Origin of the sequence: Streptomyces sp. NPDC079020 (assembly GCF_044542225.1) — a bacterium.
In the GTDB taxonomy this organism is placed as follows: Bacteria; Actinomycetota; Actinomycetes; order Streptomycetales; family Streptomycetaceae; genus Streptomyces.
Window position 1 is genome coordinate 1 of the sequence record NZ_JBITUB010000030.1, and the last position, 21,659, is coordinate 21,659.

Sequence of the window (21,659 nt, forward strand, 5' to 3'; positions counted from 1 at the left end):
TTTTTGGTGTTGGGGGGGCCCCGCGGGGCCCCCGGGGGGGGGGGGGGGGGGGGGGTTGGGGGGGGGGGGGGTTTTTGGGGGGGGGGGGGGGGTGGGGGGGGGGGGGGGGGGGGGGGGGGGGGGGGGGGGGGGGGGGGGGGGGGGGGCCCCCCGCCCCCCCCCCGCCCCCCCCCCCGCCCCCCGTGTGCCCGAACCAGGCGTTGTCAGTGCCGCGTTCTACGCTCCACCCATGAGCGTCTCCCTCTACTACTCGGCCCGCCGTGACACACCCCTGAGCCCGGCCGAGACCACTGCCGTCCAGCGGATCGTGAGCGCCCGCGGAGCCACGTATCCGTACGACGACGAGGAAGGGCTCCACCTGTACGACACGGGTGGGGACGAGCCCGAGCAGATCCTCGCCGGATCCACCAAGCTCACCTTCGAACCCGCGCGCCTCTTCCCGCAGCTCGGTCATCTGCTGGGTTCGATGACCGAGCTGCGCCGGGCCGTCCCCGAAGCCGCATGGCACGTGGCGATCGACGACGCCGATGTCGAGTGGGACGAACGGGCGGGCTACACCCTGCCGGGCCTGGACGACCCGGACCTCCAGGCCGAGATGGAAGCGCTGTAGGAAGCCGTCCGGGCCGGGAGGGCCCTCAGCCGCGGCGCGGTGCCATCGGCGGCGACAGGTCCTCGCCCTCCTCGGGCCGTGTCCAGACACGGTAGGGCGCCGGGTCCGCCCGTGCTTCGTCCTCGCGTTCACCCATGAACAGTTCCGGCTGCTGGTGCGTCACAGCCAGGAGGTCCTGGAGCATGCGCTCGGCCAAGTCCGGTGCCAGGGAGACTCCGACACCCTCGGATCCCCATCGAACGACCAGTTCGGCCGCCCGTGTCAGCCCTTCCTGCGTGGCATCGGGAAAGGCCAGGGCCAGTGAGGCCCGTGCGATCTCGATCGCGCTTTCAGCCCGCATCGGAGCCCCCTGTCAGTAGCATCAGCGGCGAGCGTGGCAGACGAGGCACTGGCCGAGAAGGGCCGCGGGCCGAAGGTGGATCCGGGTCATGTCCTGGGCCTGGCGCAAGCACTCGTGCCGGTCGAGGTCCGCGTACTGCGGCGTGGACATGGTGTCCCGGATGATCACTTCCCAGTGGTCCTGTGCTTCCTGCCAGTCGTTGCGGTGGGCGACCCGGACAAAGGCGTTCACGAAGTCCTTGTCCGCGTCGGAGCTGGAGCCGCGGAAGTAGTGCCCCAGGTAGTCGATCTGCGTGGGGGGCTTGAGGCGTTGCCCGAGGGTGCGCTGCTTGAAGAGCGTGCTGGTGGGGATCGCCTTCACGCTCTGGATGCGCGTGGCGATCACATGGCCCGCGACACCACCGATGATCGCGGGCACGAGCAGCCACCCGACGAGGGACGCGACCCAGAGCAGCACATGGTCCGGGGGGTCGATGAGCGTGAACACCTTGTACACGCCACCGGCGCCGTCGGCCCGCGCCGCGTAGAAGAACAGCAGCGTCACACCGGCGGCGAACGGAATCCCCCAGTCGATGATCCACTGGGTGAGACCGGACAAGGCCTTGCGCGACCGCCAGAGCCGTTTCAACCGACGCCAGAATCCAGGAGGGTTGGGTGCCGGGGTCAGGTCGGCCGGTACGGGGATGGGATGGAGGTACGAGGTGGGCAAAGGCGCTCTCCTGGGCTTTTCACGCCGTCACGGTGAATGCGCTCAGTCTGACGCTTGCCGGGTGGGAGGCACATATGAATTCCGTAACACGGGCTCGGGCAGGGCGAGACGGCCTGCCTCCCGGGGCCACGCGGTAGCGGAAATCCCCCCGCGTGAGTGCGGCGGGGGACGCCGGATCAGGCGTACCGCTCCCGCAGCCGGTACTTGAGCACCTTGTGCAGCGTCTCGTTGCGCGGCAGCGCGTCCACCAGTTCCAGCTGTTCGGGCAGCTTGTGCACCGACAGGCCCTCGGCGCGCAGGTGGCCGGCGATCTCCGCCAGTGTCAGGGCGGCTGCCCCCGGGGGCTGTTCGACCACCGCGCAGACCCGTTCCCCGCGCTCCGGGTCCGGCAGGCCTATCACCGCCGCGTCGGCCACGCCGGGGTGGCGGTGGAGCAGGTCCTCGATCTCCTTGGCGGAGATGTTCTCGCCCTTGCGGATGATGATGTCCTTGAGGCGGCCGGTCAGGGTGAGGTGGCCGCTCTCCTGGAGCCGGCCGACGTCGCCGGTGATCAGGAAGCCCTCGGAGTCGAAGGCCGGGGCCGACGCGTCCGGGTTCAGATAGCCCCGGCACACGGCCTCGCCGCGCAGCCGTACCTCGCCCTCCGCACCGTACGGGAGCGGCTCGCCGGTCTCGTCGGTGATCCGGATCTCCATGCCGGCGGGCGGGCGGCCCTCCGTCAGGGCGAGGTTCTCCGCCGTGTCGTCCGGGGCGCCCATGGTGATCATCGGGACCTCGGTCATGCCGTAGCCGTGGGTGAGCAGGACACCCATCTCACGGACGACCGCGTGATGGATCTCCGGCGGCTTCGGCGCCCCGCCGCCCGCGAGCAGCCGCAGGGTGGGGATCAGCCTGTGGCCCGGGTCCTTGCGCTGCTCGGCCAGGAACATCGAGTAGAACGCGGTCGATCCGCCCGCCACCGTCACCCCGTGGCGCCGGTACTCCGCCAGCGCGTCCGGCAGCGCGAACTGCTCGAACATCACCGCGGGGAAGCCATACAGCAGCAGCATCACCGTGTAGTCCGGGCCGGCGACATGGGCGAACGGGAACGCCATCGAGCCCACGTCCCGGGCCGACAGGCGCAGCGCGTGCGCCAGACAGGATCCGGCCGCGATCAGGCTGCGGTCGGTGTGCAGCACGCCCTTCGGGTCGGACGTGGTGCCCGAGGTCCAGTAGATCCAGCGCACGGCCTCCCCGTCGGCGGGCGCGGGAGGGGGCGGCAGGAGCGAGGGATCGCCGTCCGGGAGCGAGTCGTAGGCGTCGAGGACCAGCGGCGGGTGCTCCAGTTCCGCCGCGAGCCGGTGTGCCATCGCCGTGTGGTCGAAGCCGCGCCAGAGCCCCGGTACGGCGAAGAACTCCGCCCGTGACTCGCGCAGCGCGAAGCCGACCTCGCGGTCCCGGTAGAACGGGATGACCGGGGTCTGCACCGCTCCGAGCCGGGTCAGCGCGAAGGACAGCAGGGCCGTCTCCAGCCGGGTCGGCAGCTGCCAGGCGACCACACTGCCGGGGCGCACGCCCCGCTCGTACAGCCCTGCGGCGACCCGCTCGGAGCGCTCCCGCAGCTCGCCGAAGGTCAGCCGGCGCTCGCCCTGGAGGAGCACGGGGCGGTCCGGGGTCAGGGCGGCGCGGCGTTCGATCAGCTCCCAGAAGGTGCGGGAGGCGCCCAGCGCGTGCGCGAGGTCCGCCGCGCTGCGTGCCGCCTCCGCGCTTCCGGCCGCGTCCGCGCCGTCCGTCGATGTGCTGCCGGTGTTCGCGTCGTTCACGGCTCCCACGGTGATCCCCTTCTGAACTGACGACTAGTCAGATAGTCCGGAGAGCGTAGAGCGCTGCGCCTTGTCGGTCCAGGGGTGCGGGGCTAGCCTGGGTGCGCAACTGAATCTGACGGGTCATCAGATATGGGCGCCGGGTCATCGTGACAGGGGACGGGCGCGCCGAAGGGGACACCATGACGGAACTGCCTCGGATCGTCAGCGTCGACGACCACGTGATCGAGCCACCGCACCTCTTCTCCACCTGGCTGCCCGCCAAGTACCGCGAGCGCGGGCCGCAGCCGCTCACCGCGGGTATCGGCGAGCTGGCGTACACGGGAGGCAAGTACGTCATCACGATGGACCCGGACGGGCCGCCGACCGACTGGTGGATCTACGAGGACCTGAAGTTCCCGTACAAGCGCAATATCGCCGCCGTCGGCTTCGACCGCGACGACATGACCCTGGAGGGCATCACCCGCGCGGAGATGCGGCCCGGCTGCTGGGACCCCGCCGAACGCCTCAAGGACATGGACCTCAACCATGTCGAGGCGTCCCTCTGCTTCCCCACCTTCCCGCGCTTCTGCGGGCAGACCTTCGCCGAGGCGCACGACAAGGAGGTCGCCCTCGCCTGTGTGCGCGCCTACAACGACTGGATGGTCGAGGAGTGGTGCGGCGACAGCGGCGGCCGGCTGATCCCGCTCTGCATCATCCCGCTCTGGGACATCGACCTCGCCGTCGCGGAGATCAGGCGCAACGCCGCACGCGGCGTGCGCGCGGTGACCTTCTCCGAGATCCCCACCTACCTGGGGCTGCCGTCCATCCACACCGGCTACTGGGACCCGTTCTTCGCCGTCTGCCAGGAGACCGGCACGGTCGTCAACATGCACATCGGCTCCAGCTCCCAGATGCCCGCCGCCTCCCCGGACGCGCCCCCGGCCGTGCAGGCGTCGCTCTCCTTCAACAATGCGATGGCCTCGATGATGGACTTCCTCTTCAGCGGGGTCCTGGTGAAGTTCCCGACGCTGAAACTGGCGTACAGCGAGGGCCAGATGGGCTGGATCCCGTACGCCCTGGAGCGCGCCGACGACGTCTGGGAGGAGCACCGGGCCTGGGGCGGGGTGCGCGGTCTGATCCCCGAGCCGCCGTCCACGTACTACTACCGGCAGATGTTCTGCTGCTTCTTCCGCGACAAGCACGGGATCGCGTCCCTCGATGTCGTCGGCCGCGACAACGCCACCTTCGAGACGGACTACCCGCACGTCGACTCGACCTTCCCGCACACCAAGGACGTCGCCCTCGACCACGTCAAGGGACTGGACGAGGAGACCGTCTACAAACTGATGCGCGGAAACGCGATCCGGATGCTCGGTCTGGATCTCGACCGGGACCGGGCCAAGTAGGGCGCCGGGCGTGGATCTCGCGTACACGGAGGAAGAGGCGGAGTTCCGGGCGAGGCTGCGGGAGTGGCTCGCCTCGGTGCTCCCCGGGCTGCCCGCGAAACCGTCCCCCGACGACTGGCCCGCCCGACGCGCGTACGACACGCTCTGGCAGCGGACGCTGTACGACGCCGGGTACGCCGGGCTGCACTGGCCGGCCGACGCGGGCGGCCGGGGCGCCACGCCCACCCAGCACCTCATCTTCCTGGAGGAGACGGAGCGGGCCGGAGCCCCGTACGTCGGCGCGAACTTCGTCGGGCTGCTGCACGCCGGGCCGACCATCGCCGCCGAGGGCACCGCCGCCCAGCGGGCCCGCTGGCTGCCGCCGGTCCTGCGCGGGGACGAGATCTGGTGCCAGGGCTTCAGCGAGCCGGACGCCGGCTCCGACCTGGCCGCCCTGCGCACCCGCGCGGTCCGCGACGGCGACGACTACGTGGTGAGCGGCAGCAAGATCTGGACCTCGCACGCCGAGGTCGCCGACTGGTGCGAACTGCTCGTGCGCACGGACCCGGCGGCTCCGAAACACCGCGGCATCACCTGGCTCGCCATGCCGATGGACGCGCCCGGGGTCACCGTCCGTCCGCTGCGCACCCTCGCCGGATCCACCGAGTTCGCCGAGATGTTCCTCGACGAGGTCCGGGTGCCGCTCTCCCACCGCGTCGGCGAGGAGAACGACGGCTGGCGGGTCACCATGGTCACCCTCTCCTTCGAACGCGGTACGGCCTTCGTCGGCGAGGTCGTCGCCTGCCGCCGCACCCTGGACGAACTGGCGGCCGCCGCACGCGCGAACGGCCGCTGGGACGATCCGGTGCTGCGCCGCAGGCTGGGCAGGCTGAACGCGGAGTTCCGGGCGCTGTGGCGGCTCACCCAGTGGAACGTCGGCGAGGCGCAGCGCAGTGGCGGGGTCCCCGGGACCGGCGGCTCCGTCTTCAAGCTGCGCTACTCGCGGGCCCGTCAGGAGCTGTACGGGGCGGCCGCCGAGGTGCTGGGCGCGGACGGCCTCGATCTGGACCGGGAGTGGGTCCTGGACCGGCTCTCCTCCCTGTCGTACACGATCGCCGCGGGCACCTCGGAGATCCAGCGGAACATCGTCGCCGAGCGGATACTCGGCCTGCCGAAGGGGCGCTGAGCGGACTGTGGACTTCCAGCTTTCGGAGGATCAGCGGGCTTTGCGGTCGGGCGTGCGCGAACTGCTCGCCGGCCGCTTCGGCAGGGACCGGATGCGGGCGGTCCTGGACCGGGGCGAGGGGGTCGGCCGGGAGCTGTGGGGGGAGCTCGGCGCGGCCGGGTTCTTCGCGCTGCGGCTGCCGGAGGACGAGGGCGGGGTGGGGCTCGGTCTCCCCGAGGCCGTGCTGCTCTTCGAGGAGGCGGGGCGGGTACTGCTGCCCGGCCCCCTGGTGGGCACCCACCTCGCCGCCGGTGCGGTGAAGGGCGCGGCCGAGGGGCGGGCCGCGGTGGCCGTGGCGTACGACGGCGGGGGCGGAGGAGACGGGCGGGGCGGAGGGGGATACCCGGGCGGACGGGGCGAGTGGGACGGCGGGACCGTGGCGGATCTCGCGGACGCCGACGCGCTGCTCGTCCTGGGGCGGGGGGAGGACGTCCGGGTGCTGACCGGGGAGCCGCTGCGCGCGCTCGTGCGCGCGGCCCGCCCCGTACGGTCGCTCGACCCCCTCACCCCGCTCCACCGGGTGGTTTCTCCCGCCGGGCGGGGGGAGCCGCTGTCCGCCGACGCGGTACGGCTGCGCGGCGAGGCCACCGTGCTGACCGCCGCCGAACAGCTCGGCAGCGCCGCCCGGACGCTGGAAATGGCCGTTCAACACGCCCGTGAACGCGAACAGTTCGGAACCCCGATCGGCTCCTTCCAAGCAGTCAAACATCTTTGCGCCCAGATGCTGACCCGGGTCGGGACGGCCCGCGTCGCCGTGTACGCGGCGGCCGTGACCGCGGACGCGGTGGAGATCGCGGGGGCCAAGCTGCTCGCCGACGAGGCGGCCGTGGGCAACGCGCGGGACTGCCTCCAGGTACACGGCGGCATGGGCTTCACCTGGGAAGCAGATGTTCACCTCCACCTGAAACGGGCCTGGGTGCGGGCGGCCCGCCCGCACACCGCGGCGGAGGCGGAGGAGATCCTGGCGGACGATCTGGGCCGTACGGAGCCGCCCGGCAGGGCCCCGGGCGGCTGTGTGTAGCGGTCGGCCGGGCGGGAGGAAACGGGTGTGACGCAGCGCAGCCGGGACGTTCCGACACCCGGTCGTGTCCTGCACGCGGTCGTCACCGGCCGGAGTCGGCGCCGGGCTCGGGTACGCTCCGTCGGGTGCGAGTGGTTCTGGAACCGGGCGATCCGGGTGCGGCCTGTGCGGCGCCTCCCGTCCGGCAGAGGTGCCCCGCGCACGGTCCAGGGAGGTGCGCCGGGCCTGCCCGGGAGGCAATTTCCGCAGCGTCGGCGCGCTCTCGTTCGACTCCCCGCAACGTGCGTCGCACAGTATGCACTATGCGTACTCCTTCGCGCTGGAATATGCCCGAAGCGCTTGTTGCGGTGACTGTACGTCAACCATGCTGTCTCGCAAGGGAATCACGTTCCGTGACCCTGAGGAGGCGCGAGGCGATGTGTCCGCCGGTTCGGATGGTGTGAGCGGTGCAGGTGCTTCAGGTTCAGCTGGAGGTCGGGCCGGATCCCGCGGAGGTGGGGCGGGCCCGCAGATGGGCGCGTTCGCGCCTGGTCGGGTCCGGGATAGGGGACGACGAACCGCTCGCCGAGACGCTCATCCTGCTCATCTCGGAGCTGGTCACCAACGCGGTCGTCCACACCGGCTGTCCGGCCGTGCTGAGGATGCTCTTCGGCTCGGCCGGGGGCGGGGCCGGAACGGTACGGGTCGAGGTGGCCGACGCCAGTGACCGCCCGCCGCTCCAGCGGCACGCGGAGGGCGACGACACCAACGGCCGCGGCCTGGAGCTGGTGGACGGTCTCGCGGACCGCTGGGGCTGGCAGCCCGAGGGCGCGGGGAAGCGGATCTGGTGCGAGGTCGACCGGTGCGTACCGGTGCGGCCCCCGGTGATCCAGGAGCAGTCCGGGCCCCGCACCGCGCCCGAGGCGGACTTCGGGCCCCGGGGCGTGTCCGGCGCCGTGCCTCATGGTGGCGGACACGGTGGCACGCACGGCGGCATGCACGGTGCCGTGCCGTGCGCGCCCTCGTGCGTCTTCACGAACCACTCGTAACGGGGGGCGCGTCCTCGCGCGCCGCCCGCGACCGGCATCGGCCGCTACAGGATCGCCACCGGGGCGACCGGGGTTCCGGTGGCCCCGGTGAACGGTTCCGGCATCGCCGAGAGCAGGAAGGCGTGGCGCCGCTCCTCCGCACAGGCGGTGGACAGGCTTTCGAGGTTCCAGTTCTGGCCCTGGAGCATGCCCATCTCGACGAGGTCGAGCGCGTGCACCGGCAGCCACAGATCCTCGATCTCGGGCGGGAAGATCTCGAACGTCAGGGTGTCGTTGGCGACCGCGGCCACATCGCGGGCGTGGAACCACTCGGGCGTCCGCACCGAGAGACCGGGTGACGGGTAGCCGTAGGCGTGTCTGTCGCCCGCGAGGAGGACCTGCACCTGCCCGGTCCGTACGAGCACGATGTCCCCGGCCCGGACCCGCAGGCCCGCGAACTCCTCCGCCGCCTCCAGGTCCTCGGGGGTGACGGCATGGCTGCCCGGCAGCCGGTCCACCCCCCGGGCGCGGGCCACGTCCAGCAGGACCCCGCGCGAGACGAGGTGCGGCACGGCGGCGATCGAGCTGAACTCCGCGCCGCCGTGGGCGGTGATGGAGGCGGCGGGGCGGCCGTTGTAGATCTTCCCGCTGTGCGAGACATGGGTGAGCGCATCCCAGTGGGTGGCCGCCTGGAGCCCCATGGTGACGGCGTCGTCGCTGGTGGCGACGGTGCCGGGGCCGAAGAGCTCCTGGTTGATCTGGACCATCGTGTGCAGCGGATTCACCCGCCCCGGGATCAGCCCGCTCTGGACGCCGTCCTGCTGGAGCGGCAGCGCGAGGGCGACGCGGCGGCCGGTACGGACGGTGACCGCGGCCTCCCGCACGACCTCGTCGGTGATCAGGTTGAGGGTGCCGATCTCGTCGTCCGCGCCCCAGCGGCCCCAGTTGTTGACGCGCTCGGCGATCTCGTGGAACTCGGCCGGCAGGGACATGGGGACCTCCTGGGGCTTGTGCCGGAGTATCTGACTACCCGTAAAATCTAACGGTCCGTCAGAAACTACGGGAAGGGGCCGGGCATGGGGAACTTCTTGGCAGGCAGGGTGGTGGCCGTCACGGGGGCCGGCCGCGGCATCGGGCGGGCGGTCGCACTCGCCGCCGCCGCCGAGGGCGCGAAGGTCGTCGTCAACGACTACGGCGTCTCCATCGAGGGCGGCGAGCCCAGCAGCGAGGTCGCGCGGGCCGTCGTCAAGGAGATCGAGGCGGCGGGCGGGGAGGCGGTGGCGGTCGCCGACGACATCTCCACGATGGCGGGCGGGCAGCGGATCGTGGACACGGCCCTCGCGCGGTTCGGGAGGATCGACGGGGTGGTGTGCGTCGCCGGGATCCTGCGCGAGCGGATGCTCTTCAACATGTCCGAGGAGGAGTGGGACCCGGTTCTCGCCACCCATCTCAAGGGCACCTTCACGGTGTTCCGCGCCGCGTCGGCGGTGATGCGCAAGCAGGAGGGCGGCGGCACGCTGATCGGCTTCACCAGCGGCAACCATCAGGGCAGCGTGGCCCAGGCCAACTACAGCGCGGCCAAGGGCGGGATCATCTCGCTGGTCCGCAGCGCGGCGCTCGGGCTGCACAAGTACGGCGTCACGGCGAACGCGGTCGCCCCGGTGGCCCGCACCCGGATGTCCGCCAATGTGCCGATGGAACTGGCGGAGATCGGTGAGCCGGAGGATGTGGCGGCCCTCGTCGTGTACCTGCTGAGCGAACGCGCGCGGGCGGAGCGGATCACCGGCCAGGTGTACACGATCGCGGGTCCGAAGATCGCGGTCTGGGCCCAGCCGAGGGAGCTGCGGGCGGGGTACGCGGAAGGCGCCTGGACCCCCGAGAAGATCGCCGACTTCCTGCCCGGGACGGTGGGGGTGGACCCGATGCCGATGCTGGCCCGGCTGGAGGAGATGGCGGCGGCCGCCAAGGCGGGCGCCCGCCCGAACGGCTGACCCCCGCCACTGACGCACGGCACTGACCGCACGCCACTGACCGCACACCACCTACCGCACGGCACTGCTCGCGCCGATGCCGGCGCAGCGACCGGTCACCCCGCCCGGTCCGGCCGGCTCAGGTCCGCCCGGTCCGGCCGTCTGGCCCGGAGCACCCGGGCCACCCCCGTACAGAAACAGGAGGCACGCATGGACTTCGGTTTCGGACCCGAGGACGAGGCGTTCCGCACGCGGGCCCGCGCCTGGCTCACGGCGGGGCTCCCGGCCGACAGCCCCCGGTCCTGGGAACGCGCGCTCGGCCGGGACGGCTGGATCGGCCTCGGCTGGGACACCCCGGAGCCCGGCTACGGCAACCGCCGCGCGAGCCTGGTCCAGCAGGTCGTCTGGGCCGAGGAGTACGCCGCGGCCGGAGCCCCGGCCCGTGTCGGCCACATCGGCGAGAACCTCCTCGCCCCGACCCTGATCGCGTACGGCACCGAGGAGCAGCGGCGGCGCTTCCTGCCCGGCATCGCCCTCGGCGAGACGCTGTGGTGCCAGGGGTACAGCGAACCGGACGCCGGTTCCGACCTCGCCGGGGTGCGGACCGCCGCCGTGCGGGACGGGGCGGGCGGCCATGTCGTCACCGGGCAGAAGATCTGGACCTCGCTGGCACGGGAGGCCGACTGGTGCTTCGTCCTGGCCCGCACCGAGCCCGGTTCCTCCCGCCACCGGGGGCTGTCGTTGCTGCTGGTCGAGATGGACCAGCCGGGCCGTATCGAGGTGCGGCCGATCCGCCAGATGTCGGGGACCAGCGAGTTCAACGAGGTCTTCTTCGACGGGGCGCGCGCCGCGGAGGTGGTCGGCGGCGAGGGCAACGGCTGGTCCGTCGCGATGGGGCTGCTGGCCCTGGAGCGCGGGGTGTCCACGCTGGTCCAGCAGATCGGGTTCGCCGCCGAGCTGGACCGGGTGGTGCGCGCCGCCGTGGAGAGCGGCGCCGTCACCGACCCCGTACTGCGGGAGCGGCTGGTACGCCAGTGGGCCGAGCTGCGGACGATGCGCTGGAACGCCCTGCGCACCCTCGGCGCCACGGACGACCCCGGGGCCCCCAGTGTGGCCAAGCTGCTGTGGGGCGGCTGGCATCAGCGGCTCGGCGAACTGGCCGTGCTGATCAAGGGGGCGGCGGGTGCCGTCGGCCCGGCCGCGTGGTCCGAGGACCACCCGTACGAACTCGACGAAGCGCAGCGCCTGTTCCTCTTCACCAGGTCCGACACCATCTACGGCGGTTCGGACGAGATCCAGCGGAACATCATCGCCGAGCGGGTGCTCGGCCTACCGAGGGAGCCGAGATGAGAGGCGTCGTTTTCGACGGCACGCGGACCGAGGTCGTCGACGACCTGGAGATACGCGACCCGGCTCCCGGCGAGGTGCTGGTCGCGGTGGCCGCGGCGGGTCTGTGCCACAGCGATCTGTCCGTGATCGACGGCACGATCCCCTTTCCCGCGCCGGTGGTCCTCGGCCACGAGGGCGCCGGGGTGGTGGAGGCCGTCGGTGCCGGAGTGACGCATGTGGCGCCCGGGGACCATGTGGCGCTGTCCACACTGGCGAACTGCGGGGCCTGCGCGCAGTGCGACCGGGGCCGCCCCACGATGTGCCGCAAGGCGATCGGCAGGCCGGGGCGGCCGTTCTCGCGGGGCGGGAAGCCGCTGTTCCAGTTCGCCTCCAACTCGGCCTTCGCCGAACGGACCCTGGTCAAGGCCGTACAGGCGGTGAAGATCCCGGCCGGTCTGCCGCTGACCTCGGCGGCCCTGATCGGCTGCGGGGTCCTCACCGGAGTCGGCGCCGTACTCAACCGGGCGAAGGTCGACCGCGGTGAGACCGTCGTCGTCATCGGCACCGGCGGCATCGGCCTCAATGTGATCCAGGGGGCCCGGATCGCGGGTGCCCTGACCATCGTCGCCGTCGACGCGAACCCGGCGAAGGAGGCGGTGGCCCGGCAGTTCGGCGCCACGCACTTCCTGACCTCGGCCGAGGGCGTGCGGGACATCCTGCCGAACGGTGCCGACCACGCCTTCGAGTGCGTGGGCCGCACCGAACTGATCCGGCAGGCGATCGACCTGCTGGACCGGCACGGCCAGGCGATCCTGCTCGGCGTCCCGGCGGCGACGGCCGAGGCGTCCTTCCTGGTCTCGTCGATGTATCTGGACAAGTCGATCCTGGGCTGCCGGTACGGATCGTCGCGCCCGCAGCGCGACATCGCGCTCTACGCCGAGCTGTACCGCGAGGGCCGGCTGCTCCTGGACGAGCTGGTGACCAGGACGTACCCGGTGGAGGACTTCGCCAAGGCGGCGGACGACGCGCACCACGGGCGGGTGGCGCGGGGCGTACTGGTGTTCTGAGTCCCAGGGTGCGGGGGCGACCGGGGGCGCCGGGGGTGCGGGGCCGCCGGGGGTGCGGGCCCGCCGGGGGTGCGGGCCCGCACCCCGCCGTCGCGGGGTCAGTGGTCCTGCTTCGCCGTCGTCCGGAATGTGCGCCGGTACACGGTCGGCGCCACGCCCAGCGCCGCCTGGAGGTGCTGGCGCAGCGAGGTCGCCGTGCCGAAGCCCGCGTCCCGCGCCACCTGGTCCATCGACAGATCCGTGGACTCCAGCAGCTGCCGGGCCCGCTCCACCCGCTGCTGGGCCAGCCACTGGCCGGGGCTGATGCCGACCTCCTCGCGGAAGCGGCGGGTGAACGTCCGTACGCTCATCGCCTCCTGCTGGGCCATGTCCCGCAGCAGGATCGGCCGGTCCAGCCGCCCCAGCGCCCAGGCGCGGGCCGAGGTGGTCGTCGCGAACTGCGGTTCGGGGACGGGCCGGTGGATGTACTGGGCCTGCCCGCCGTCCCGGTGCGGGGGTACGACGGTGAGACGGGCGATCTCGTTGGCGACGGCGGTGCCGTGGTCGCGGCGCACGATGTGCAGGCAGAGATCGATCCCGGCGGCGACCCCGGCGGAGGTGAGGACGTCGCCGTCGTCGATGAACAGGACGTCCGGATCGACGCGCACGTTCGGGAAGGTCCGCTGGAAGTGGTCGGCGGAGGACCAGTGCGTGGTGGCGGGCCGCCCGTCCAGATACCCGGCGGCGGCGATGACGTAACTTCCGGTGCAGATGGACACCATGCGGGTGCCCGGCCGGACGAGCGCGAAGGCGGCGGCCAGTTCGTCGGTGAGTCTGCCCTCGGTGTGGACGGGTCCCAGCTCGTAGGAGGTGGGGACCACGACGGTGTCGGCGGTGGCGAGCGCCTCCGGCCCGTGCTCGACGGTGATCGTGAAGTCCGCGTCGGTGCGGACCGGGCCCGGCGGGCGGACGGAGCAGGTCACGACCTCGTACAGCTTCCGGCCCCTGTTGTGGGGCTCCATGCCGAGGGAGCGGCCGAAGATCCTTTGGGGGATGCCCAGTTCGAAGGGAAGCAGCCCATCAAGGGCGAGAACGACTACACGGTGCGGCAAGGCGGACCTCCTTATCCCACTAGCTGGTATAGACCAAAAGCTGATACATGTCACTGCTGTGATCGAGAAGCCGAGAGACGACGCGCCCATTTCCGGCGCGGGATGCGACCTGGTTCCGCCCCCGCCCGTACCCCCGGCGCCGCTGCCGTCGCCGACTCCGGGGCCGCTTCCCGGGGCGCTCCCGGGGGCGGCGGCCGGTACGGGCCCCGGCGAGCTCTGGAACCGTAACTTCCGGTACTTCTTCGTCGCCCGTACCGTCGCGCTCTTCGGCGACGGGATGATCCCCGTGGCGCTCACCGCGGGCCTGATCGGCGCGGGCCGTCCCATGTCGTCCGTGGGGTTCGCGCTGGCGGCCTGGATGGGGCCGCTGGCGTTCTTCGTCCTGTTCGGCGGGGTGCTCGCGGACCGGTTCACCCCGCGCCGCATGATGATCATCGCGGATGTGCTCCGGCTGATCGGCGCCTCGGCGCTCGCCGCCACCTTCGCGACGGGAAACCCGCCGCTCTGGTCCGTCTACGCGCTCAGCTCCATCGCCGGGGTCGGCGCCGCCCTGTTCCAGCCGGGCGTCGCCTCGACCGTGCCGAGGGTCTCCTCCGACGTGCAGCGCGCCAACGCGGTCCTGCGGGTCTCCGAGGCGCTGATGGCCATGGCGGGCCCGGCCTTCGCGGGCGCACTCGTCGGGCTGGCCGGCGTCGGGTTCGTGTACATGGCGAACGCGGCGACCTTCGCCGTGTCCGGCGTCTGCCTCTTCCTGATGCGGCTCGCCCCCGCCCCGGCCGACGACACGGTGCGCGGCACGTTCGCCGCTGAACTCGTCGACGGGTGGCGGGAGTTCCGGGCCCGGTCCTGGCTGTGGGGCGTGATCGCCGTCTGGACGGTGTACGGGTTCGCGGTGCTCGGCCCGATGCTCCCGCTCACCGCCGTCCTGGTCACCGAGGCGCACGGGGCGGGGACATACGGCGTGATGATGGCGGTGAACGGCGCGGGCAGTGTGGCCGGTGGCCTGCTCGCCCTGCGGCTGCGCCCGCGAAGACCGCTCGCGGCGGGGGCCCTGGCGCTGTCCGCCACGGTGGTGAACCTGGTGGTGCTGGGGCTCGCGATGCCGGTGTTGGTGCTGGGGGCCGGGCAGTTCGTGGCCGGAGCGGCGTTCGCGTTCTGGCTGGTGATGTGGTCGACGACGGTCCAGACCCATGTTCCGCCCCAGGCCCTGAACCGGCTGCACGCCTATGACGTGGCCGGCTCGCTCCTGATGGTGGCGGCGGGCCGCGCGCTGGCCGGACCGGTGGCGGAGGCGGTGGGCGCGCCGGAAGTGCTGCTGGCCGGTGCGGTGATCAGCGTGCTGGCGGTGGCCGTGCTGCTGATGGCCCGGCCGATACGGCAGCTGGAGCGGAAGGGATGACGGTGGGCGTGGACATGGACGGGCGTATGGGCGTGGGCGCTTCGGTGGTACGGACGCGGGTGTGGGCGGCGGGCGCGGCGGTGCTGACCGTGGCCGCCGGGCTCGGTATCCGCTCGGTGGCGGGCGGGGACGTCGCCAAGTACGCGGGGGACGCGCTGTACACGGTGCTGATGTACGTACTGGTGGTCCTCGTCGCGCCGAGGGTGCGACCGCGCGTGGCGGCCGGGGTGGCGCTGGCGTTCAGCTGGGCGGTGGAGTTCGCCCAGCTGACCGGCGTACCGGCGGAGCTGTCCGCGCGCAGCGCGGTGGCCCGGCTGGTGCTCGGCTCGACGTTCAACGCCCCGGATCTGTTCTGGTACGCGGTGGGGGCGGGGGCGGCGTACGGCGCGCGGGCGGCGTGGGCCGCGTGCGCCGCGCGGGTCCGGGGTCGGGGCGGTGTGTCCGCCGACTAGGACGTGTCGGTCCGAGCATGTGCGGAGCCGGATGGTGAGGGCTGTGGTGGTGGTGGCGGTGGCGCCGGGCTTCTTGCGGGGCCTGCCCGGCCCCGGTTCCGGGACGCGGATCTTCTCCGGGACCGGCTTGAAAGGGGTGAAGTCCGCCCGCTGACCTGGTTGACGATCAGGGACAGCGGGCGGCAGCGGCCATCCACCGCTCAGGTGGAGCTTGGCATCGCTTCTTTTTGCGCTGCTCGCGGCGTCTAACCGTCGCTTTCCTCTTCGGCCGCCTGAAGACTGGCGGTATCAGCGACGAGGAGATAGTTGAAGCTGCCGACGGACGTATGACTTCCACCGGCGGGGCAGACGCCGTTGGTGGGGTTTCCGTTGAACCACAGGCCGAAGCACTTGTTGCAGTAACGCCAGTTGGTTTGACTGGTGAGAGCCATGAAGCCTCCTTTTCGGCCGGCTCCGTTTCAGGTGAGCCGGCCCGCAGACCAGCAGGGGATGGACGTGGGCCCCGGGCTCCAGTGTGAGCGCGAGCAGGTCATGGGGGGAGACTCCGGAAATGGGCGTGCGGGGGCACGACTCAGGAAATGGCGCACGCCTGGAGTCAACCCGAAAATCAGAAAACGCAGAGGGATCGCTTTTCACCCCGAATTGCCGGCCGCTGATTCACCGTTGGGAGTGAGGCTGCCTCATCGGGTTCCACCCGGGCGGCGGAAGATGACGGCGGCGCGGCAGGGCGACCGTACCGCGCGATGGGCACCGTTCGGCCCGCGGGCGGCTCAGCGGCTGAACCGCCCGAACGCTCCCCGGTGGAACAGCAGCGGGTCCGGCCCCGCCCCGTCCGCCTCCTCCGCCGTCCCCAGCGCCTCCACCCGGCCGACCACGATCAGGTGGTCGCCGCCCGTGTGGACGGTCTGGATGCGGCAGTCGACCCACGCCGGTACGGAGCGCAGGAGCGGTGACCCGGTCACGGGGGCGTCCTCGTACGCCACTCCGGCGAACTTGTCGGCGCCGCTCACCGCGAACCCCCGGCACAGCGCGCCCTGGTCCGCGCCCAGGATGTTGACGCAGAAGACCCCGGCGCGGGCGATGCGCGGCCAGGTCGTCGATGTCCGGGCGACCAGGAAAACGACCAGCGGCGGATCGAGGGAGAGCGAGGCGAACGACTGGCAGGCGAAACCGGCCGGGCCGTCCGCGTCCCGTGCGGTGACGACGGTGACGCCCGTCGCGAAGTGCCCGAGCACGCGCCGGAATTCGCCCGCGTCCACCGGCGGACGCTCGTCCTCCCGGACGGCTCTGAGCTCGGGCCGCGGCAGCGGGTCCAGGGGGGCCGGGGCGGTGGTTCCCGCACCGGCGGACCTGAGGTACCGGACGGCGGTCGCGGCCATACCTGCGTGTCCCATCACACCTCCATTAGAACTGACGAACCATCAGACGGGAAGGGTCGCGACCCCTACAGTCCCCGGTGCTTCGGCGCACGTCGCGCCACGAAGCTCGCGACCCCCTCGTTCGCGTCCCGCGTCGTCATATTGATCTCCTGGGCCATCGCCTCGGCGGCCAGCGCCGTCGCCCGGTCGCTGTCCAGCGAGGCGTTCACCAGCTCCTTCGTCAGCGCGATCGCCCGGGTGGGCCCCTCGGCCAGCCGCCGCGCCCACTCCCCGGCGGTCTTCGCCAGCTCCGCGTCCGGCACCGTCCTGTTGACCAGCCCCATGCGCTCCGCCTCCGCCGCCGGGAGCGCGTCCCCGAAGAACATCAGCTCCTTCGCGCGCTGCGGCCCGATCAGCCGGGGCAGCAGATACGCGCCCCCGCCGTCCGGCACGAGCCCCCGGCGTACGAAGACCTCGATGAACTTCGCCGATTCGGCGGCCAGGACCAGATCGCAGGCGAACGCGAGGTGCGCGCCGAGGCCGGCCGCGGTCCCGTTGACGGCGGCGATCACCGGCTTCTCGCAGTCCAGGACGGCGGCGATCAGCCGCTGCGCGCCGAGCCGGATCGTACGGGCGACATCTCCGGGTACGCGTTCACCGCCGGAGGCCGGGGCGCCGCGCAGGTCCGCTCCCGCGCAGAAGCCGCGGCCGGTGGCGGTGAGGACGACGGCCCGCACGGCGGGGTCGGCGGAGGCCTCGGAGAGCAGGGCGATGACGCGTTCGCGCTGGTCCCAGGTGACGGCGTTCATGGCGTCGGGCCGGTTGAGGGTGATCCAGGAGACGCCGTTGTCAGTGGTGTGGAGTACCAATGACTCAACGGGTTCGACGGACTCGGTGGTGTCTTCGGGGGAGGACGGCATGAGGCAGCTCCATGGCGGGGGCGACGCGGGCAGGGGCGTCGCGGGCGGGGGCAGGGGCAGGGTTACGGGCTTCCGGGCGAAACGGGCGAAACGGGCGAGACGGGGAAGGCGGGGAGGGGCGGGAATGTGGGGGAGGCGTACGGGATCAGCGGCAGACGGCCAGCGCGTCCAGGGCCACCGCGCCCTGCCCCCGCCCCAGTACCACCAGCGGGTTGATGTCCAGTTCGTCGAGGTCCCCGCCCAGCTCCAGGGCCATGCGCTGGACCCGGAGCACGACCTCCACGAGCGCGTCGACATCGGCCGGCGCTCCGCCGCGTACGCCCTCCAGGAGGGCCCGGCCCCGCAGCTCGCCGAGCATGTCCCGGGCCTGGTCCTCGCCGAACGGCGGTACGCGGACCGCCGCGTCGTGCAGCACCTCGACCAGGACGCCGCCGAGGCCCACGGTGACGGTCGGCCCGAACAGGGCGTCCTGGGTGACGCCGACCATCATCTCGACGCCCCGCTCGATCATCTGGCAGACCAGGACTCCGTCCAGGTCGATGGACTCGAAGCGGGCGATGTCCGTGAGCTCCCGGTACGCGTCGCGGACCTGGCTGGCGGAGGTGAGCCGGACCTTGACCAGGCCCAGCTCGGTCTTGTGGGCGAGCTGCGCGCCGGACGCCTTCATGACGACGGGGTAGCCGACCAGCCCGGCCGCGCGTACGGCCGCCGCCGCGCTGGTCACCAGCTGTTCGCGCGGTACGCGAATGCCGTACGCGCGCAGCAGCTGCTTCGCCGCGTGCTCGCTCAGCTGGCGTCCCGGGCGCATCAGGGCCTGCGCCTTGCGGAACGACGGCGACGGGGTGCGCGGCGCCTCGTCGAAGGGCGAGCGGTAGCCGGAGGCGAAGCGGTGGTGGTCCAGATAGGCCTTCACGGCGGTGATGCAGTTGCCGAAGGTACGGAAGGTGGCGACCCGGGACGAGCCGAGCAGGGTCCCGCGGTAGGCGTCCTCCGTGCCGACGGGCGAGCCCCAGATCACGCACACCAGCTTGTCCGTGGTCTCCGCCGCGTCCACCAGGTCCTGCGCGAGCCGGTCGCTCATCGGGGGGAAGGGGCCGGTGATCGGACAGATCAGCACCCCGACGGCCGGGTCCGCGAGGATCGCGTCGATGATCTTGCGGCCGCGCCAGTCGCCGACCGGGTGGCCGCCGTTGTCGATCGGGTTGGCGACGTTCAGATAGCCGGGGATCCAGGCGTGCAGCTCGGCCTGCTTCTCCTCGGACAGGGTGGGCAGGCTGAGTCCCGCCCCGGTGGCCAGGTCGGAGAAGTGCGCGCCCGTGCCGCCCGAGATCGAATACACCGCCACCCCGTCGGCCTGCGGCGGCCTGGCGCGGGCCAGCAGCGCGGCGGTGTCCTGGAGTTCGTCGAGTCCGTTCACCCGGATCACCCCGAACTGCCGCATCGCGGCGTCCACCACCTGGTCGGCGCCGGTCAGTTTGCCGGTGTGTGACGCGGCCATCCGGGCGCCCGCCTCCGTACGCCCCACCTTGACCGCCACGACGGGGACCCCGGCACGGGCCGCCCGGTCCGCGGCGAGGAGGAAGGCGCGGCCGTCCTTGAGGCCCTCGACGTAACAGGCGATGGCCCCGACCTCGGGGCGCTCGGCGAAGTACGAGATGAAGTCGGCGGTCTCCAGATCGGCCTCGTTGCCCGTGGGCGCCCAGTGGGAGAGCCGGATGCCCAGCTCCTGGAGCGTGTAGACGGGGCGGCCCTGGTGGCCGGACTGGGTGATGAGGGCGATCGCCGGTCCGTCCAGGTCCTCCCGGAATTCCTCGAAGGCGTTGAGGTTGGTGTTCGGACCGAGCAGCCGCAGCCCGGACCGCTCCACGGCGGCCGTCAGCCGGGCCTGCGCGGCGGCGCCCGCCTCCCCGGTCTCGGCGAATCCGGACGCGAAGGCCACGGCGAACTTCACCTTGGCCTCGGCGAGTTCCTCGATGACCGGAAGGGGATCGCCGACCAGCAGTACGGCGAGGTCGACCTGTTCCGGCAGATCGGCCACGGAGGGGGAGCAGGCCCGCCCGAACACGGCGTCCCGCGTGGGGTGCACCGGGTACAGCCGCGCCCCCACCCGCTCGGCCCAGGCGATGAGCTGCCGGGTGATCCCGGTATTGGGCCGCCCCTCGGTGTCGGAGGCCCCGACGACGGCCACGGAGCGTGGCCGGAAGAACCGGTCGAGGTCGGGCACGGCCGCGTGCAGTGGCCGTCCGCTGACGTCGAGGCCGCCTTCCGCCGAGGCGGTGGTCATGCTGACGACGGCGGCGTGCGGCTCCTCGCCGCAGGCCACCACCCGGGCGCGGAAGTCGGTGGTGAGGGTGCCGTGAGTCGATCCAAGCATCGTTCCGCCCACTTCTGCTCGATGGAGTCCGTCCGGGCCCCGCGGAGTCGGCCGGGCCCCGTTCCATAGCTGACACCTTGTCAGGTTACTGAACTGACGGCCCGTCAGGAATGGTTGGGACGTAACGCGTACGCACTGTCGCCCCGGAACCGCGGGGCCGGGGTCCGGGGCGGCCCGCCGCCGGGGCCGTTGTCCGGACGGTCCGGAGTCCGTAGGGTCCGGGGCACGGAGGGGCCGGAGCGCGCACGCACGGTGGCCCAGGCGTCCGGAGCGCGGACCGTCCGGAGCGCGCACGCACGGTGGCCCGGCGTCCGGAGCGCGCACGCACGGTGGCCCAGGCGTCCGGAGCCCTGGCGGACGGGGTCCGGACGCGCGGACATTCATCGCGGATTCCGGGACATGGCCGCGCGGCGTCCGCCGGGACAGGCTTCAGTCATGACAAACGAAACTGTTCTCGTGATCGGCGGCACCGGCAAGACCGGCCGCCGGGTGGCCGCCCAGCTCCGTGAGCGGGGCGTGGAGCCCCGCGTCGCCTCCCGGTCCGCGGAGATCCCGTTCGACTGGGCGGACCCCGGCACCTGGGCGGCGGCTCTCGACGGCGTCACGGCCGCCTACATCGTCCCGTACGACATCTCGCCCTCGCCGACCCCCGCCCTGGTGAAGCAGGCGGTGGAGAGCGGAGTACGGCGGCTGGTGCTGCTGTCGGCCCGGGGCGCGGACGTACCGGGGTACTTCGGGGCCGCGTACGACGATGAGGGGCCGCACGCCCAGGGGGAGGCCGCGGTGCGGGCCTCCGGGGTCGAGTGGACGATCCTGCGGCCGGGCTGGTTCGCCCAGAACTTCAGCGAGGGCGTCTTCGCCGACGGCGTGACCGGCGGCGAACTCGCGCTGCCCACCGGGGACGGCAAGGCCGCGTTCGTCGACGCCGAGGACATCGCGGCGGTGGCCGTCGCCGCGCTCACCGGGAACGGCCACGCGGGGCAGGTGTACGAGCTGTCCGGCACCCGGGCGCTCGGGATCGACGACGTGCTCGGCGAGATCGCCGAGGTCACCGGGCGGCGGGCCCGCTATGTCCCCGTCGACGAGGCGGATTTCCGGGCCGGGCTCGTCGCCCAGGGGGTCCCGGACGACGAGGCCGCGCTCTGGACCGACGCGCTGAAGCCGGTCCGGACCAGCCAGGAGGCCCCGGTCGTCGACGGGGTACGGCGCGCGCTCGGCCGGGAACCGCGCGACTTCGCGGAGTTCGTCCGGGACGCGGCCGCGGGGGGCGCCTGGCAGGCGTGAGCGCGGGGGAGGCGTGAGCGTGCGGGGAGCGGCGGTCCGTGCCGGGGTGGTGCGGCTGGGCCGACGGGCCGGTGGGGCGTGGGCGGGCCGACGGGACATGGGGCCGGTGGCCGCTGCGCCACCGGCCCGGCTCCACCGCGGTCAGAAGGCCTTCGATCCGCGGCCCTTGGACCTGCGGCCCCTCGATCCGTAGCCTTTCGATCCGCGGCTCCCGAATCGGAGCTCCCCGATCCGAGCTCCCCGATCCGGAGCCGCCGATCTGAAGCCGCCGATCTGAAGCCCTCGGCCCTGAGTCCTTCGATCCTGAGCTCCCGATTCGCAGCCCTTGGACCCGT

20 protein-coding genes are annotated in these 21,659 nt (G+C 72.5%); 11 read left to right on the top strand and 9 right to left on the bottom strand.

All coding sequences use genetic code 11. The annotated features are described in order from the left end of the window. Nucleotides 1–229 precede the first annotated feature (229 nt). Nucleotides 230–610, top strand: a complete 381-nt coding sequence (locus ACIGJO_RS34745) for a hypothetical protein (RefSeq protein ID WP_399965235.1) — start codon at nucleotides 230–232, stop codon at nucleotides 608–610. A gap of 25 nt (nucleotides 611–635) precedes the next feature. Here the strand turns inward: ACIGJO_RS34745 and ACIGJO_RS34750 are convergent, their stop codons facing one another. The 3 genes from ACIGJO_RS34750 to ACIGJO_RS34760 form a co-directional block, all read right to left on the bottom strand. Further along, entirely contained in the window at nucleotides 636–950 is a 315-nt protein-coding gene (locus ACIGJO_RS34750) for a hypothetical protein (protein ID WP_399965237.1), read from the bottom strand. Between the two features lie 21 nt (nucleotides 951–971). Then, complete coding sequence (locus ACIGJO_RS34755; protein WP_399965239.1) at nucleotides 972–1,658, bottom strand: DUF6313 family protein; 687 nt, start codon at nucleotides 1,656–1,658, stop codon at nucleotides 972–974. Between the two features lie 176 nt (nucleotides 1,659–1,834). Continuing rightward, complete coding sequence (locus ACIGJO_RS34760) at nucleotides 1,835–3,364, bottom strand: class I adenylate-forming enzyme family protein (RefSeq protein WP_399965338.1); 1,530 nt, start codon at nucleotides 3,362–3,364, stop codon at nucleotides 1,835–1,837. A 278-nt stretch (nucleotides 3,365–3,642) separates the two neighbouring features. On the opposite strand from ACIGJO_RS34760, the gene ACIGJO_RS34765 reads away from it, so the two are divergent. The 4 genes from ACIGJO_RS34765 to ACIGJO_RS34780 all read left to right on the top strand — a co-directional run bounded on the left by ACIGJO_RS34765 (nucleotide 3,643) and on the right by ACIGJO_RS34780 (nucleotide 8,101). After that, nucleotides 3,643–4,848 carry an amidohydrolase family protein gene (locus ACIGJO_RS34765; protein ID WP_399965241.1) on the top strand — a complete coding sequence of 402 codons (1,206 nt, stop codon included), beginning with the start codon at nucleotides 3,643–3,645 and terminating at the stop codon, nucleotides 4,846–4,848. A gap of 10 nt (nucleotides 4,849–4,858) precedes the next feature. Next, complete coding sequence (locus tag ACIGJO_RS34770; RefSeq protein ID WP_399965243.1) at nucleotides 4,859–6,013, top strand: acyl-CoA dehydrogenase; 1,155 nt, start codon at nucleotides 4,859–4,861, stop codon at nucleotides 6,011–6,013. A gap of 7 nt (nucleotides 6,014–6,020) precedes the next feature. After that, nucleotides 6,021–7,073 carry an acyl-CoA dehydrogenase family protein gene (locus tag ACIGJO_RS34775; protein ID WP_399965245.1) on the top strand — a complete coding sequence of 351 codons (1,053 nt, stop codon included), beginning with the start codon at nucleotides 6,021–6,023 and terminating at the stop codon, nucleotides 7,071–7,073. Between the two features lie 446 nt (nucleotides 7,074–7,519). Next, on the top strand, nucleotides 7,520–8,101 hold the full coding sequence (locus tag ACIGJO_RS34780; protein WP_399965247.1) for an ATP-binding protein: 582 nt from the start codon (nucleotides 7,520–7,522) through the stop codon (nucleotides 8,099–8,101). Nucleotides 8,102–8,145: 44 nt separating this feature from the next. On the opposite strand, the gene ACIGJO_RS34785 is transcribed toward ACIGJO_RS34780, so the two are convergent. Further along, a complete protein-coding gene (locus tag ACIGJO_RS34785; protein ID WP_399965249.1) occupies nucleotides 8,146–9,072 on the bottom strand; it encodes a cyclase family protein in 927 nt (308 codons plus the stop codon). An 84-nt stretch (nucleotides 9,073–9,156) separates the two neighbouring features. Here ACIGJO_RS34785 and ACIGJO_RS34790 point away from each other — a divergent pair, with 84 nt between their 5' ends. The 3 genes from ACIGJO_RS34790 (at nucleotide 9,157) to ACIGJO_RS34800 (ending at nucleotide 12,446) form a co-directional block, all read left to right on the top strand. Next, on the top strand, nucleotides 9,157–10,071 hold the full coding sequence (locus tag ACIGJO_RS34790; protein ID WP_399965251.1) for an SDR family oxidoreductase: 915 nt from the start codon (nucleotides 9,157–9,159) through the stop codon (nucleotides 10,069–10,071). Between the two features lie 189 nt (nucleotides 10,072–10,260). Continuing rightward, nucleotides 10,261–11,400 (top strand): acyl-CoA dehydrogenase family protein, encoded by a 1,140-nt coding sequence (locus ACIGJO_RS34795; RefSeq protein ID WP_399965254.1) that lies wholly within the window; start codon nucleotides 10,261–10,263, stop codon nucleotides 11,398–11,400. Beyond that, entirely contained in the window at nucleotides 11,397–12,446 is a 1,050-nt protein-coding gene (locus tag ACIGJO_RS34800) for a Zn-dependent alcohol dehydrogenase (protein ID WP_399965256.1), read from the top strand. Before ACIGJO_RS34795 ends, ACIGJO_RS34800 begins: the two co-directional genes overlap by 4 nt. A gap of 98 nt (nucleotides 12,447–12,544) precedes the next feature. Here the strand turns inward: ACIGJO_RS34800 and ACIGJO_RS34805 are convergent, their stop codons facing one another. After that, nucleotides 12,545–13,537 (bottom strand): GlxA family transcriptional regulator, encoded by a 993-nt coding sequence (locus ACIGJO_RS34805; protein WP_399965258.1) that lies wholly within the window; start codon nucleotides 13,535–13,537, stop codon nucleotides 12,545–12,547. A 61-nt stretch (nucleotides 13,538–13,598) separates the two neighbouring features. On the opposite strand from ACIGJO_RS34805, the gene ACIGJO_RS34810 reads away from it, so the two are divergent. After that, complete coding sequence (locus ACIGJO_RS34810; RefSeq protein ID WP_399965340.1) at nucleotides 13,599–14,936, top strand: MFS transporter; 1,338 nt, start codon at nucleotides 13,599–13,601, stop codon at nucleotides 14,934–14,936. Beyond that, a complete protein-coding gene (locus tag ACIGJO_RS34815) occupies nucleotides 14,933–15,388 on the top strand; it encodes a DUF2809 domain-containing protein (RefSeq protein ID WP_399965260.1) in 456 nt (151 codons plus the stop codon). Before ACIGJO_RS34810 ends, ACIGJO_RS34815 begins: the two co-directional genes overlap by 4 nt. Before the next feature lie 245 nt (nucleotides 15,389–15,633). Here the strand turns inward: ACIGJO_RS34815 and ACIGJO_RS34820 are convergent, their stop codons facing one another. From ACIGJO_RS34820 to ACIGJO_RS34835, 4 genes are all read right to left on the bottom strand, one after another. Next, nucleotides 15,634–15,819 carry a hypothetical protein gene (locus tag ACIGJO_RS34820; RefSeq protein ID WP_399965263.1) on the bottom strand — a complete coding sequence of 62 codons (186 nt, stop codon included), beginning with the start codon at nucleotides 15,817–15,819 and terminating at the stop codon, nucleotides 15,634–15,636. Between the two features lie 339 nt (nucleotides 15,820–16,158). Further along, nucleotides 16,159–16,767 (bottom strand): flavin reductase family protein, encoded by a 609-nt coding sequence (locus ACIGJO_RS34825; RefSeq protein ID WP_399965343.1) that lies wholly within the window; start codon nucleotides 16,765–16,767, stop codon nucleotides 16,159–16,161. 65 nt (nucleotides 16,768–16,832) lie between these two features. Further along, nucleotides 16,833–17,666 carry an enoyl-CoA hydratase/isomerase family protein gene (locus ACIGJO_RS34830; protein ID WP_399965265.1) on the bottom strand — a complete coding sequence of 278 codons (834 nt, stop codon included), beginning with the start codon at nucleotides 17,664–17,666 and terminating at the stop codon, nucleotides 16,833–16,835. Between the two features lie 145 nt (nucleotides 17,667–17,811). Further along, entirely contained in the window at nucleotides 17,812–20,040 is a 2,229-nt protein-coding gene (locus tag ACIGJO_RS34835; RefSeq protein WP_399965267.1) for an acetate--CoA ligase family protein, read from the bottom strand. Nucleotides 20,041–20,475: 435 nt separating this feature from the next. Here ACIGJO_RS34835 and ACIGJO_RS34840 point away from each other — a divergent pair, with 435 nt between their 5' ends. Then, complete coding sequence (locus ACIGJO_RS34840; RefSeq protein ID WP_399965269.1) at nucleotides 20,476–21,324, top strand: NAD(P)H-binding protein; 849 nt, start codon at nucleotides 20,476–20,478, stop codon at nucleotides 21,322–21,324. The last annotated feature ends 335 nt before the right edge of the window (nucleotides 21,325–21,659 follow it).

What these genes read in the sequence shown, in the direction of transcription:
- ACIGJO_RS34745 (WP_399965235.1), top strand. Translation starts at nt 230, where the DNA reads ATGAGCGTCTCCCTCTACTACTCGGCCCGCCGTGACACACCCCTGAGC.
- ACIGJO_RS34750 (WP_399965237.1), bottom strand. Translation starts at nt 950, where the DNA reads ATGCGGGCTGAAAGCGCGATCGAGATCGCACGGGCCTCACTGGCCCTG.
- ACIGJO_RS34765 (WP_399965241.1), top strand. Translation starts at nt 3,643, where the DNA reads ATGACGGAACTGCCTCGGATCGTCAGCGTCGACGACCACGTGATCGAG.
- ACIGJO_RS34785 (WP_399965249.1), bottom strand. Translation starts at nt 9,072, where the DNA reads ATGTCCCTGCCGGCCGAGTTCCACGAGATCGCCGAGCGCGTCAACAAC.
- ACIGJO_RS34790 (WP_399965251.1), top strand. Translation starts at nt 9,157, where the DNA reads ATGGGGAACTTCTTGGCAGGCAGGGTGGTGGCCGTCACGGGGGCCGGC.
- ACIGJO_RS34795 (WP_399965254.1), top strand. Translation starts at nt 10,261, where the DNA reads ATGGACTTCGGTTTCGGACCCGAGGACGAGGCGTTCCGCACGCGGGCC.
- ACIGJO_RS34800 (WP_399965256.1), top strand. Translation starts at nt 11,397, where the DNA reads ATGAGAGGCGTCGTTTTCGACGGCACGCGGACCGAGGTCGTCGACGAC.
- ACIGJO_RS34815 (WP_399965260.1), top strand. Translation starts at nt 14,933, where the DNA reads ATGACGGTGGGCGTGGACATGGACGGGCGTATGGGCGTGGGCGCTTCG.
- ACIGJO_RS34820 (WP_399965263.1), bottom strand. Translation starts at nt 15,819, where the DNA reads ATGGCTCTCACCAGTCAAACCAACTGGCGTTACTGCAACAAGTGCTTC.
- ACIGJO_RS34825 (WP_399965343.1), bottom strand. Translation starts at nt 16,767, where the DNA reads ATGGCCGCGACCGCCGTCCGGTACCTCAGGTCCGCCGGTGCGGGAACC.
- ACIGJO_RS34830 (WP_399965265.1), bottom strand. Translation starts at nt 17,666, where the DNA reads ATGCCGTCCTCCCCCGAAGACACCACCGAGTCCGTCGAACCCGTTGAG.
- ACIGJO_RS34835 (WP_399965267.1), bottom strand. Translation starts at nt 20,040, where the DNA reads ATGCTTGGATCGACTCACGGCACCCTCACCACCGACTTCCGCGCCCGG.
- ACIGJO_RS34840 (WP_399965269.1), top strand. Translation starts at nt 20,476, where the DNA reads ATGACAAACGAAACTGTTCTCGTGATCGGCGGCACCGGCAAGACCGGC.